12 protein-coding genes and 1 pseudogene are annotated in these 13065 nt (G+C 63.5%); 7 read left to right on the top strand and 6 right to left on the bottom strand.

All coding sequences use genetic code 11. The features are described from left to right. Positions 1-79 precede the first annotated feature (79 nt). A complete protein-coding gene (locus V8J83_RS10885; RefSeq protein ID WP_339986323.1) occupies positions 80-610 on the top strand; it encodes an SRPBCC family protein in 531 nt (176 codons plus the stop codon). A gap of 45 nt (positions 611-655) precedes the next feature. Beyond that, the gene (locus V8J83_RS10880) at positions 656-1174 is read left to right on the top strand and encodes a hypothetical protein (RefSeq protein WP_339986322.1); all 519 of its coding nucleotides are present in this window, start codon (positions 656-658) and stop codon (positions 1172-1174) included. A 12-nt stretch (positions 1175-1186) separates the two neighbouring features. Here the strand turns inward: V8J83_RS10880 and V8J83_RS10875 are convergent, their stop codons facing one another. Then, positions 1187-2884 (bottom strand): mucoidy inhibitor MuiA family protein, encoded by a 1698-nt coding sequence (locus tag V8J83_RS10875; RefSeq protein WP_339986321.1) that lies wholly within the window; start codon positions 2882-2884, stop codon positions 1187-1189. Positions 2885-3054: 170 nt separating this feature from the next. Next, the gene (locus V8J83_RS10870) at positions 3055-4077 is read right to left on the bottom strand and encodes an aspartate-semialdehyde dehydrogenase (protein WP_339986319.1); all 1023 of its coding nucleotides are present in this window, start codon (positions 4075-4077) and stop codon (positions 3055-3057) included. Between the two features lie 349 nt (positions 4078-4426). Between V8J83_RS10870 and V8J83_RS10865 the strand changes: the two genes are divergently transcribed. Beyond that, positions 4427-5731 carry a DEAD/DEAH box helicase gene (locus tag V8J83_RS10865; protein ID WP_339986318.1) on the top strand — a complete coding sequence of 435 codons (1305 nt, stop codon included), beginning with the start codon at positions 4427-4429 and terminating at the stop codon, positions 5729-5731. Here the strand turns inward: V8J83_RS10865 and V8J83_RS10860 are convergent. Continuing rightward, positions 5728-6896 (bottom strand): annotated as a pseudogene (locus V8J83_RS10860) (MFS transporter). The gene V8J83_RS10865 and the pseudogene V8J83_RS10860 sit on opposite strands and share 4 nt — an antisense overlap. Positions 6897-7063: 167 nt before the next feature. Between V8J83_RS10860 and V8J83_RS10855 the strand changes: the two are divergent. Next, positions 7064-8083, top strand: a complete 1020-nt coding sequence (locus V8J83_RS10855) for an extracellular solute-binding protein (RefSeq protein ID WP_339986317.1) — start codon at positions 7064-7066, stop codon at positions 8081-8083. Positions 8084-8101: 18 nt separating this feature from the next. On the opposite strand, the gene V8J83_RS10850 is transcribed toward V8J83_RS10855, so the two are convergent. Beyond that, a complete protein-coding gene (locus V8J83_RS10850; protein WP_339986316.1) occupies positions 8102-9340 on the bottom strand; it encodes an MFS transporter in 1239 nt (412 codons plus the stop codon). Then, positions 9337-10431: a HupE/UreJ family protein gene (locus V8J83_RS10845; RefSeq protein ID WP_339986315.1), complete on the bottom strand. Its 1095-nt coding sequence runs from the start codon at positions 10429-10431 to the stop codon at positions 9337-9339. Before V8J83_RS10845 ends, V8J83_RS10850 begins: the two co-directional genes overlap by 4 nt. Positions 10432-10477: 46 nt before the next feature. Here V8J83_RS10845 and V8J83_RS10840 point away from each other — a divergent pair, with 46 nt between their 5' ends. Both V8J83_RS10840 and leuD read left to right on the top strand, forming a co-directional pair. Continuing rightward, a complete protein-coding gene (locus V8J83_RS10840) occupies positions 10478-11284 on the top strand; it encodes a DUF4198 domain-containing protein (RefSeq protein ID WP_339986313.1) in 807 nt (268 codons plus the stop codon). 69 nt (positions 11285-11353) lie between these two features. Further along, complete coding sequence (gene leuD / locus V8J83_RS10835) at positions 11354-11959, top strand: 3-isopropylmalate dehydratase small subunit (protein ID WP_339986312.1); 606 nt, start codon at positions 11354-11356, stop codon at positions 11957-11959. A gap of 45 nt (positions 11960-12004) precedes the next feature. Here leuD and V8J83_RS10830 read toward each other — a convergent pair whose 3' ends face one another. Then, positions 12005-12268: a hypothetical protein gene (locus tag V8J83_RS10830; RefSeq protein ID WP_339986311.1), complete on the bottom strand. Its 264-nt coding sequence runs from the start codon at positions 12266-12268 to the stop codon at positions 12005-12007. Between V8J83_RS10830 and V8J83_RS10825 the strand changes: the two genes are divergently transcribed. Next, positions 12252-13061 carry a hypothetical protein gene (locus V8J83_RS10825; RefSeq protein ID WP_339986310.1) on the top strand — a complete coding sequence of 270 codons (810 nt, stop codon included), beginning with the start codon at positions 12252-12254 and terminating at the stop codon, positions 13059-13061. The two genes, V8J83_RS10830 and V8J83_RS10825, sit on opposite strands and share 17 nt — an antisense overlap. Positions 13062-13065 lie beyond the last annotated feature (4 nt).

Genomic DNA, 13065 nt, shown 5'->3' with positions numbered 1-13065 from the left:
GCCCTCGGGTCGCGCGTTTCGCAAAATCCTGCAACCTATGGTATCCTTCCCCCCGGACCGATCGGCTTGGGAGGGCATCATGCGTCTGCTTCGGAACATCCTCTTCGGGCTTGTGGCAATTGTCGCCCTTGCCCTGATTGCGGGCTTCTTCCTGCCGCGCCACGTCATCGTCGAGCGCGAATTGATCGTCGACGCCCCGCCCGAAGCGGTGTTTCCCCACGTCAGCTCGCTTCAGGCCTTCGCCGCTTGGTCGCCCTGGGGGGATCTCGACCCGGATATGCAGGTGGCGTATTCCGGCCCCGACACGGGTGTGGGCAACGTGATGGAATGGACATCGGATCATCCCAACGTCGGCAACGGTCGCCAGGAAATCGTGGAGATAGTGGAGAACGAGCGCGTCACGACGGATCTGGATTTCGGCGACATGGGCACGGCCCGGGCCTGGTGGCAACTCGACCCCGACGGCTCTGGCACGCGGGTGACCTGGGGGCTCGACGCGGATATGGGCAGCGGTCCCATCGGGCGGTGGTTCGGGCTGTTGATGGATGGCATGGTAGGTGCGGATTACGAGCGCGGGCTATCCCGGCTGCAAGCCGCCGTCGAAGGCTGAGTTCACGTCACTTTAACCAGAATCGCGCGCAATGGCGGCATGGATATGTCCGCCCCCCTTTTGATCAGCCTGCCACCCGAGGCCACCGCAACCCTGCGCCGCCGTGCGCAGGCCCATGGCATGTCGCCCGCCACCTTCGCGCATCTGCTGCTGGTTCAGGCGCTGCGCGATCCCGGCGCGGCTGCACCGGCACCCGACCGGGCGGAGGCGCGCCCGGCTCAGCCCCTCCTCGGGCCGCTCCGCGCCCTCCTCGCAGTTGATCTGGCCAGCGCCGGAAGCTGGGACGATCTGCAAGAGCGTCTTGCCCATCATGGCTACACGTTTCGCGAACGCGGCGGCGATCTGGCGCTCTATTGCCTCACCACCGCCGCGCGCTTGTGCCAGGCGTCGGATCTGGGCTGGTCCCACGGCGAACTGATGCGCCGGTTCGGGGTGGTGTTTCCGGGGCCTGCGCAGGACGGGCTGGCCCATCGCGCGCTGCAAAACACGACCCCCGGCGCGCACCCCAGCCTGTTTCCAGAGCTGGAGGACGCCTCCGACATTATCCTGATCGAGGATGATTAACCCCGCACAGGCTCAGGGGCGCCAATCCAGCACCTGACCCTCGGGGAACTCGAACTCGACGCCCATCTCGATCAGGATCTCTTCGCCCGGCGCGACGTTCCTCTCCCAGGCATGCACGCCGCGTTGATCGTCCACATCCTCTTGGCTCGGGCGCGGGCTCAGGGTCACATCAAGCTCCAGATCCTCCTGCTCGGCAAACGGGGTCGCATACAGGATGCGCACCTCTTCGGGCTCCGCACCGGAATTGGTCACGCCGAACGCCAGTTCGCGGCGTTGCGTGGTCGAGGTTGTGAAAACGCCCCGATCCCCCTCCGCCAGCGAACGGTCGATCCAGCGCAGTTGCAGGTGATCCAGCGGGCCGAAGCCCATCTCCACATCCGCCCCGGACGCGATGAGCGGCAGGAACCCTTCGCCCATCAACGCACCATCGCGGAAGAATACCGCCGCGCCAGGCAGGATCGGCTCGCCCAACGTGTTCTCGACTTGTGCCACGAGGAATGCGGTCGCGTCATGGCGCGGCACGGCGCGGTTCTCCATCTCGGTTTCAAGCACCTGCGTGTCGAACGGCAGGATCACCTCGCCCGACGGGCCAACCGACACCGGCGCGCCATAGGAATAGGTCACGGAAAGGCCCGCGAATTCGGCCCCAGAAACGGCGCGATCCTCGACCAGCACAACGGGCTCCATCGTCGGCGAAGCCGCCCCCGCAATCAGGGATTGTGGCGCGATCCCGACCCCGCTGTCCGCGTCCTGCATACCCATGAGACCGCCCCCGCGGGCCTCCGGACGCAGGTCGACCGGGTCCATGATCCGCGCCGGGATCGAGGTCAGCGTGGACGGGCGTCGTTCGCGCCCGGGCGTTGCGGTCGAGAATGTGACCGACACGTCATCCCACGTTGCAGCCCCCCGGTTGCGCAAGACAACGAAGCGCTCCATCTGCAGATCGCCGGTTTCGGAATTCAGCTCCAGCTCGTAGGTCGGCGTCCATCCTGCCGCATAGGACAGGTAATCCAGCTCAAAGCTCAACTCACCCGCCTCGGCCACTTCCACATCAATGCCATAGGCCATGATCTGCGTCCCAAGCGGGCGCAGCGCCTGTAACCCCTGCGCGGCCAGCTCCAGCTCCGCCTGCGCCTCCGTCACCGCTTCTGCCAGCGCGCGGCGCGCCACCGTGGCGGCCTGCCGTTCCTGCGACAGCCGCTCGGTCTCGGCCCCCAGGGTTGCAAGGAATTGCGGCACAAGCGTCGGATCTTCGGGCATGGCCACCCCGTCGTCACCGCCCCGCAGGATCGCGGCAACATAGGACTGCTGCGCATCGATCGCTCGGATCGCGGCATCGGCCTCCGCCAGCGCGTCCCCTGCGGCCAATAGCGCCTCTTCCGCCGATTCTACGCCCGCACGCGCCGTGGCCTGCGCCGGAGTGTCCAGCACGCCTTCCGAAATCGGGTGATCAAACAAACGCTGCGGTACCCCCAGGCGGGTGCCGTCAGGGCCCGTTATCTGCGGCAAACCCGCTTCGTTCAGGTCGGGCATCGCGACGATCAAACGGTGTTCACCGGCAGGCAGCGACACCGTCCCGCTGCGCGTCAGTTCGGCCCCGTCGGCAAAGACCAAGGCTTGGGTCAGGTCGGCGCGGATCAGGATATCGTCGGCATGGACCGCAAAGGGCAGGGTGGCGCAAATCGCCGTGGTCAAAAGAAAGCGTTTCATCTCAAGGGTGGTCCTTCACATAAATACAGCGCCAGAATCGGCCGGTTTCCGCCAGTAGACAAGCGGCGGAACTCCGGCTTCCAGGCGGGTCATATGTATAGGACGGCAGCGCGCCCCCGATCCTTGGGTGGGACGCGCAGTTTTTTTTGATGGCCGGGAAAAAACGCCGGCTACCCCTTCTTGAGCACTCGCTTGCCAAGGGTTTCGGCGATCTGCACCGCGTTCAATGCGGCCCCCTTGCGCAGGTTGTCGGACACGCACCACAGGTTCAGGCCGTTTTCGATCGTGCTGTCCTGCCGGATCCGGCTGATGAACGTGGCGTAATCGCCGACGCATTCCACCGGCGTCGTGTATCCACCGTCTTCGCGCTTATCGACGACCAGAATACCGGGCGCTTCGCGTAGGATATCGCGGGCCTCATCTTCATCGAGAAACTCTTCAAATTCGATGTTGATCGCCTCGGAATGGCCCACGAACACCGGAACCCGTACGCAGGTTGCCGTGACCTTGATCGACGGGTCGACAATCTTTTTCGTCTCGACCACCATCTTCCATTCTTCCTTGGTGGTGCCGTCTTCCATGAACACGTCGATTTGCGGGATCACGTTGAACGCGATTTGGCGCTGGAACTTCGACGGGGCCTTTTCCTGACCGGGAACATACATGCCCTTGGTCTGGTCCCACAGCTCATCCATGCCCTCTTTGCCCGCGCCCGACACCGATTGATAAGTGCTCACCACGACGCGCTTGATCCGCGCGCGATCGTGCAGCGGCTTGAGCGCGACGACCATCTGCGCGGTCGAACAATTCGGGTTCGCAATGATATTCTTCTTGGCATAGCCGTCCACCGCCTCGGGGTTCACCTCAGGCACGACAAGCGGGATCTCGGGGTCGTAGCGGTAAAGCGACGAGTTATCGATCACGATGCAGCCCGCCTTCGCAGCCTTGGGCGCATATTTCTTGGTCGCCTCCGAGCCGATTGCAAACAGCGCGATATCCCAACCCTCGAAATCGAAGGTATCAAGGTCCTTGGTCTTCAGGGTCTTGTCGCCAAAGCTGCATTCGGACCCCAGCGAGCGACGCGACGCCAGCGCCACGATCTCATCGACGGGGAACTGGCGCTCGGCCAGAATGTTCAGCATTTCGCGGCCCACGTTGCCCGTGGCGCCCGCGACGACGATCCGGTAACCCATGACGGTGTCCTTTCTAATGGGATGGCGGGCGTGTACGCCAAGGGCTGCGCCATGAAAAGGGGGGCGACGACACATCTTCGGATGGGTGTCATTCCGAACCCGAATGACCGGTTTCCCTTGACTTGTGGTCCGGGCTACTCCATCTGCCTCTCATCGGATGCTGCACTGCCGCGTGAGCAGTCGCCCCTAACACCGGGCCTACAGCGCCGATAAAATTCCCAAGACCCCCATCACGCAGGGTTCTGACGATCGGCGGATGAGCCGCCCGGTCGCACCCTAGCTTCGCCGCACCTCGATGTGCGGCCCCCTCGGCTCGTGCCCTTTTGGCGCGATCCCGAAAGGATACGTATTGTTTGATTTTGACATGCTCGGCCTGAAGCCAAGCCTTTCCAAAGCCCTCAAGGAAAATGGGTTCACCGAACCCACTCCGATCCAGAACCAGGCCATTCCGCTCGCTCTGGAAGGCCATGACATCATGGGCCTCGCCCAAACCGGCACCGGCAAGACGCTCGCCTTCGGCCTGCCCCTGCTGGAACATCTGTTGGGCCTGCACGGCAAGCCCGAGCCCAAGACGGCGCGCGCGCTGATCCTGGCGCCGACCCGCGAATTGGTGAACCAGATCGCCGAAAGCCTGCGCGTTTTCACGCAGAAAACCCCGATCAAGGTTGCCACCGTTGTGGGCGGGCAAAGCATCGGGCGGCAGATCTCGACGCTGGCCAAAGGCATCGACATTCTCGTCGCCACGCCGGGCCGCCTGATCGACCTGATGGACCGCAAGGCGATCCGCCTCGACACCGTGCAGCACCTGGTTCTGGACGAGGCCGATCAGATGCTCGACCTCGGCTTCATCCACGCACTGCGCAAGATCGCCCCGCAACTGGGCACCCCGCGTCAGACAATGCTGTTCTCGGCCACCATGCCCAAGCAGATGGAAGAGCTGTCGCAGGCCTACCTCAACAATCCCAAGAAGGTGCAGGTTTCGCCCCCCGGCAAAGCCGCCGACAAGATCACCCAAAGCGTGCGCTTCATGTCCAAGCCCGAAAAGGGCGACGCGCTGCGCAAGATCCTCAGCCAGGATCCCGAAGCTCTGGTTCTGGTCTTTGGCCGCACCAAGCACGGTTGCGAGAAGCTGATGAAAAGCCTTGTCGCGGATGGCTTCAACGCCGCCTCCATCCACGGAAACAAATCGCAAGGCCAGCGGGATCGCGCCATCAAGGCGTTCCGCGACGGCGCGGTGAAGATCCTCGTGGCGACCGATGTGGCCGCGCGTGGCATCGACATCCCCGGCGTGTCTTACGTGATCAATTATGAGCTTCCCGATACGCCCGACAATTATGTGCACCGCATTGGCCGCACCGCCCGCGCCGGGCGCGAAGGCGAGGCGATTGCCCTCGTCTCCGCAGAAGAGGTCGACCTGCTCAAGGACATCGAAAAGCTGATGAAGATCAGCATCCCCGTGGCTTACGGCGAACGGCCCGCGCCGGTGAAGGTCGAAAAGCCCTCGCGTGGGGGTGGTCGGCGTCGCAGCTCCGGTGGAGGTGGCGGCGGTGGCGGTGGCGGTGGCGGCCATCGCAACCGCTCGGCCAAGCCTGCAAATGCCGATGGCAAACCGCGTCGTCCCCGGCGCAACCGGCGGCGCAAGCCCGCGGCCTAAGCGTCCCTCGACCGCGCGTAGACGGTGAGCCCGACAAGGATCACCACCGCGAAGATCGCAAACAGCACCCCATACGCAGCCTCTGCGCCCATCGACCCCGCCAACCCGGCGTGGGTGGGGCCGGAGGCGAACTGCATCACCCCGGCGCCCCCCATCCCAAACAGGTTCAACAGCGTCACACCGCGCCCCGTCAGATGCGGCGGCAGGAAGGTGCGGCCATGGGCCATGACGGCCGGGTAGGACGCCCCGAACAGGCCGATCGCCGCAAAGATCCCGACCGCCATCGCAAAGCTGACCGGTGGCCAGATCCACAGCGACAGGCACAGCAGGGCCACCATCAGGTTGCCACCCAGAATCGCGCGTTTGTGCCCCCCCATCAGCTTGTCGACCGGCCCATACACGAAATTTCCCAGCACCATCGCAACGCCCATGATCAATGTCGCAAGACCCACCTGATCCAACGGCGCCGCGAAACGATCCGTCACGTAGGGGCTGATCCAAAGGCCGCGGATGCCCGCCATCGGTGCGTAGCAGATGAACATGCCCGCAAGGATCGGCCATAGCGCGCGGATGCGAAGAAGCTCCGCAAACGAGCCTTGGCCTTCGTCCTTGGGCTTTTCGGGATTGCGCACGCACAGGCCGATCCCTGCGGCAATCACCCCGGTAAAGGCGCTTGTCGCCCACAGTGTCTCGCGCCAGCCGTAGGCCTCCACCGCGGCGGCAAGCGGGGCGGCGGACAACAGGTTGCCAAGCGAACTGACGCCAACCGTAACCCCCGCGAGCGTCCCGAACAGGCCAGGGAAAACTGCCGCGCGAAGATGAAATAGGCAGACATCAGGATCGGTGCGCAACCGATGCCGATCATCGCCATGGCCAGCGATATGGCGCCGGGCGTGGTGGCCGTGGCAAAGACCACGCAGCCCCCCACCGCACCAATGGTGAACAAGGTAAAGGCTGTGCGCCGCGGCCCAATGGTGTCGAGCGCCCACCCGACCGGCAATTGCATCATCGCAAACGCAGCAAACCAAAGCCCCGACGCCTGTGCCATGTCGGCGGTCGTGGTGCCAATCTCGGCCTCCAGAACCGGGCTCAGCACCGCTAGGAAGGCGCGGAAAAACTGACTCAGGCAATAGGCGATGATCAGAAAGATCAGACCCGCACGCATCGGGACCTCCCTTCCGCTCCGCCGCTCCTGGCGACCCTGCCGCTCCCTCTTCGCATCTGCAAGCGCGCGCTTATCCGATGATTTTTGTCGGAAACATCTTGACGATGCGGTCCGCATCCGCTTCAAGGTTCCCGACGAAATCAGTCAGGTAATAAGAGGGACCCATCATGACCCGTACACTCGCCGCGCTTCTGGGCACCACAATCGCCGTTTCCGCCGCCACCGCTGCGCAGGCCCAGGAGCTTAACCTTTACTCCTCCCGCCACTATGACACCGACGAGCGGCTCTATTCCGATTTCACTGACGCCACCGGCATCACGATCAACCGCATCGAAGGCAATGCCGACGAACTGATCGCGCGGATGGAGGCCGAGGGCGCCAATAGCCCTGCCGACGTCTTCCTGACCGTCGACACCAGCCGCCTGCAACGCGCCGCCGATCTGGGCCTGCTACAGCCCGTCGAAAGCGACGTTCTCGCCGACCGTATCCCCGCGAACCTGCGCGATGACGACAACCTGTGGTTCGGCTTCAGCCAGCGCGCGCGGATCATCTTCTACGACACCGCCGATGTCGAAAACCCGCCGCAGACCTACGTCGATCTGGCCGATCCCGCCTATGAGGGCATGGTGTGCCACCGCTCGTCCGGCAACGTCTATTCGCAGACCCTGCTGAGCGCGGTGATCGAGCATTACGGCGAAGAGGCCGCCCGCGATTGGGCCGCCGGTGTCGTCAACAACTTCGCCCGCGATCCGCAGGGCGGCGACACCGATCAGCTGCGCGGCCTGGTGTCGGGCGAATGCGATATCTCGATCTCCAACACCTACTACATGGCCCGCGCCATCCGCACCGAGGTCGACGGCCTCAGCGCCGAGCAGCGTGAAAACATCGGCTGGGTGTTCCCCGATCAGGGCGGCAATGGCGCGCATATGAACCTGTCGGGCGGCGGCATCGCCGTGAATGCGCCCAATGCCGACGCGGCGGTGGCGTTCCTTGAATACCTCGCCTCCGATCAGGCGCAGGAGTATTTCTCGGCCGGCAATGACGAATATCCGGCCGTTGTCGGGGTTCCCGTGGCCGACGCGCCCGCGTCGCTTGGGGAATTCGAAGGCGATGACGTCGATCTGGCCGCCGTGGCGGAAAACGTCGCGCTGGCGCAGGAAATCTTCAACGACGTCGGCTGGGAATAAATCCCGTTCGATCCAAGATCAAAAGGGGCGCTCGGAAACGGGCGCCCCTTCGCGTTGCAGGCGCAAGGTCCACCGCATCACCGGAATAAACGCGGCACTCAACGCCACGCACCACAGGGCCTGCGCCATGCCCTGCTCGGGGTAGGTCACGCCCTGATCAATGAACCACCCCGTGATCCCCGGCCCGATGGCCGTTGCAAAGACCATCAACGCCGTCGCGATCGACCGGACGGAGCCCAAATGGTTCGTCCCGAAAAGCGTCGGCAACAACGTCCCCGCCAAAGCCGCGGCACAACCTTGCGTCACCCCCACAAGCGCCAGTGCCGCCGCCCATTGCCACGGCGCCTCTGCCGGGCCGATCAACGCCATGCCCGCCGCCATCGGCAAAAGCACAAAGGGCAGCAATCGCGGCGGTCCGAACCGGTCCACCGCCCATCCCGCCAAAAGCCCCGTGGTCACGCTGGCTAAGGCATAGGTCGCGTAGCTTGGGGCCATTTGCGACAGGCTCCACCCCTTCACCTCGCCGACATGCACGGCGTGAAAGAACACCACCGTTCCAATGAACCCCGGTGTCAGAAGAAGCGGCACAAACGCGTAGAACAACGGGTGGCCCAAGACCTCGGCGCGGGTCCAATGCTTGCCGTAGAGGCCCGGCGCGCCCTGGCCACCGTTCGATCCCTTCGGCGCGCGATCTTGCGCCAGCAACAAGATCAACGCCGGGATCAGGGCAAAGGCAATCACCGCCGCCGCCACGCCCCATGTCGCGCGCCACCCGACAAGGGATATCACCGCGATGGCCACCACCGGCAAGATCGCCTCTCCCATCGGGTGGCCCAGATTGGTGATCGACATCGCGCGGCCCCGGGTCGCCACAAACCACCGCGCCATGGCCGTCATCTTCATGTGGGTCATCATGCCCTGCCCGCAGAACCGCAAAAGGAACACCGCAAGGAGCAGCGTCCAAACCGCCTGCCCCACCGCCATCAGCACCGCCGCCAACGCAAAGAACGCGGCCACGATCACCGCAAGGCGCGACAGGCGCATCGTGTCAGCGCGGCCTCCGAAGCCAATCAGCAGAGCGGCCGAAGCGACAGTTGCGATCGTGTATATACCGCCCCATTGCCCATCGGTCAGGCCATAATGCACCCGGATTTCACCGGCAAAGAGGGAAATGAAATAGGTCTGTCCGAACGACGACCCGAACGCCAGAAGCAGGCCGGTGGCCAGCCACCGGGCGTTCTCTTGCAGAAACCTCACAGAAGCGTCCGCTCAACCACCCAAAACGCACCAATCGCCGCGATGATCAACGACGCGGGGATCGCGATCACCTTGCGATACCATGTGGCATGCAGGAACCACCCCACCAGCGCGAAGGCGATGGCGATGACGGCCAACTGGCCAAACTCCACCCCGATGTTGAACCCGATCAACGCCACCGCGAAACGCTCGGACGCGATGCCGTAGTCGCCCAGAACGCTCGCGAAGCCGAGCCCATGCAACAAGCCGAACACAAAGACCAACGCCGTGCGGCCCCGCGTGCTGCCCCAGCCGAACGTGTTCTCGATGCCCACATAAACGATGGACGCCGCAATCATCGGCTCCACGATGCTGGCCGGGATGGTGACAACCCCCGTGGCCGCCAGCGCCAGTGTGATCGTATGTGCCACCGTGAAGGCGGTGATCTGGAACAGAAGCGGGCGCAATTGCGTGGCAAAGAAGAACAGGCCAAGCACGAACAGGATGTGATCAAGGCCCAGGGGAATGATATGTTCGAACCCCGCCCCGATGTATCGCACGAACACATCCAGCCAGCCTTCGGTCAGAACGTCCGCGCGCGGCAGTTCCGGGGTCAGCTCACCCCCATCCAGAAAGCCCTCATAGGCATCCTCTCCACCGCCGATCTGGCGCGGGATGAACGTGCCGAATTGCGGCGCGAGGCCGATCTGCACACCCGCCTCGCCCTCGGGCAAAGCCGCCGTGACGGTCAAAAGGCTATCCCGCGGCAGTTCGACATTGCCCACCGGCGGGATCTGCACCGCCGCGATCTCGGGCGACAGGGCCGCGCCGCCGGATTGCAGGATGAAGCCCGCGCTGATCCGGGGCCATGCCTCACGCAACGCGGCCTCCAACGCATCGGGATCCAACGCGCGCAATCGGTCATAGACCGCCGCCTCGGGCGCGTCGTTGGTGTTTTCCACCGCGCTCAGGTCAATGCCCGCAATCAGCGTCTCAAGCGTGACCCGCAGGCTCAGGGTGACGGCGGTCTCTCCAACCTCGATATCCGCGATGGTCGGGCGGATTTCATGGGCGGTTGCTGGCAAAACCGTGAAGACAACGGCGATTGACATCAGGACGCGCCGAAGCATCGTTGCAACACCCATTGGAGGACCTTTCATGAAACCCGTGTTTCTGGCCGCGACACTTGCGCTTCTGGCGCTGACTGACAAGGGCGTGGCCCATGAATTCTGGATCGATCCGGGCACTTACACGATTGCGCCGGACGCGGTCCTGTCCGGCAACCTGCGCGTCGGTCAGGAGTTCGTCGGCGCCTCCATGAGCTATCTGCCCCGCAATTTCGAGACCTTCGTCGTGATCAACGGGGGGCAAACGCGCGAGGTCGAGGGCCGCCTTGGCGATATCCCCGCGCTCAACATCGACGCATTGACCGATGGGCTCGCCGTTGTCGTGCACCAGACCGGCGTCAGCGACCTGACATGGTCGACATGGGAAAGGTTCCTGAATTTCGCCAATCACAAGGATCTCGGCGATGTGACCGCGATGCACGACGCCCGCGGCCTCAGCCAGGAGAACGTTCAGGAAGATTACATCCGCTACGCCAAGTCGCTGGTCGCTGTTGGTGAAGGCGCGGGCACGGACGCGCGCTTCGGGATGCGTGCGGAACTGGTCGCGCTCGACAATCCCTATACCGACGATCTCGGCGGCGCGGTCACCATGGAGCTGTGGTACGACGACGCCCTGCAACCCGATTACCAGGTCGAGCTGTTCGCGCAGGACCCCGACGGCAATGTCGAGATCACGCTGCACCGCACCGATGCCGAGGGTGTGGTCACCCTGCCGGTCGAGGCGGGGATGATCTACATGGCAGATGCCGTCTTTCTCGAACCGGTGGAACCCGCCGCCGAGGGCGATGCGATCTGGGTCACCCATTGGGCCAACATGACCTTCGCCGTGCCCCAATGAATTAAACTGGGATGACCTTGTAGCGCTCCGCCCCGCGCGCTACTCCACCCCCGACCGAAGGAGACGCCCATGGACAAGTTCACCAAACTCACCGGCATTGCCGCCCCGATGCCCCTGATCAACGTCGACACCGACATGATCATCCCCAAGCAATTCCTCAAGACGATCAAACGCTCGGGCCTTGGCGTGAACCTGTTTGACGAGATGCGCTTTGACGATGACGGCAACGAGGTCGCGGATTTCGTGCTCAACAAACCCGCCTATCGCGACGCGCAGATCCTTGTTGCGGGCGACAATTTCGGCTGCGGCTCGTCGCGTGAACACGCGCCTTGGGCGCTGCTGGATTTCGGCATCCGCTGCGTGATCTCCACCAGCTTTGCGGACATTTTCTACAACAACTGCTTCAAGAACGGCATTCTGCCCATCGTCCTGCCACAGGAAGACGTGGACAAGCTGATGGATGACGCCGAACGCGGCGCAAACGCCGTGATCACCGTCGATCTGGAAAGCCAGACGATCACCGGCCCGGATGGTGGCACAGTCACGTTCGAAGTCGACGCGTTCCGCAAGCATTGCCTGCTCAACGGACTCGACGATATCGGGCTGACGCTGGAAAAGTCCGCCTCCATCGAAGCCTTCGAAGCCAAGGCGTCGCAGGAGCGTCCCTGGGTCTGACCCCCTCCTAATCCCCCTCTCGCGGTGGTGCAAAACTGCGACAGGTCAGCCACTTAACCGGCGCGTCTCAGTCCGGGGCGCGCCGTTTGTATTGCCAGCTTCGGCCAACTTGGGCACAAATGTGTCAAAATCGTGCCAGCAATGGGTGCATTTGAACCAATTCTCACGAAATTGGACAGATCGCACCACGAAGCGGGCCAAAAGGCAGAACAAGGTGTCAGCATGAACTGGCATCAGCATTGAGGTAGTACCGGTGGTTTCCAGGTTGGTCGGCGCAATTTTGCGGGCGGTTATGATTGTCGTCGTCATTTTGACGCCGTCCCTGCTCGCCCCAGGGTCGACTGCGGAAAATGCGCAGGTCATTACCCTCGTTTCCCTCGCATTCGCCCTTGTGGTGGCCTTCGAATACGGCGCGAAATATCCCGGGCTGATCGAATTCCGGGATGCTCCTCCGCTCAACAGAATAAGGGTTATCGCCCTGTTCCTGATGCTGTTTGGCCTGTCCGTCATCATGGGCGTGGACCGCGAAGGCTCGACCCTCGCCGTGGTCGTCACCGCGCTTGGCTATCTGGTCGGACACGCGCTGGATTTCCCGTCCAGCCCGCTGCGTCTGGTGCTGGATCATCTGCCTGACGACGTGAACCCGGCCATCGCGGGCCAGGTGCAGGCCATGGCCGGGTTGGCCGTCCTGATCACCATCATCTCGCTGTTCATTTTCTCGGCCCTGATCCGGACCGAGAACTGGCCCAACCGCGGCACCGCCTTCAATGTCTGGGTCAACCTGCCCACTTTTGACCCCACGGCGGGCGGAGATGTTATCAAAAGGTTAGTTCGCGACGCCCGCGTTAACGTAATCTTTGGAATTTGCAGCCCATTCATTATCCCAGTGGTGGCGGTCATGGCGGCGAACCAGCTTCAGATCCCCGTGCTTGGCTCACCGCAGACCATGGTTTGGGCAGTGGCGATATGGATGTTCCTCCCCCTCAGCCTCGTGATGCGCGGGCTGGCAATGTTGCGCATCGCGCGGATGATCCGCGCCCGGCGCGCACGCCTTGTGGCCAGCGTCGACGCAGACGCGCCGGGATCGGCTGTGCCCTCCTGATCGC

It is taken from the genome of Gymnodinialimonas ulvae, from assembly GCF_037543845.1.
Taxonomy (GTDB): domain Bacteria; phylum Pseudomonadota; class Alphaproteobacteria; order Rhodobacterales; family Rhodobacteraceae; genus Gymnodinialimonas; species Gymnodinialimonas ulvae.
This window is presented reverse-complemented; position numbering and strand designations above follow the sequence as displayed.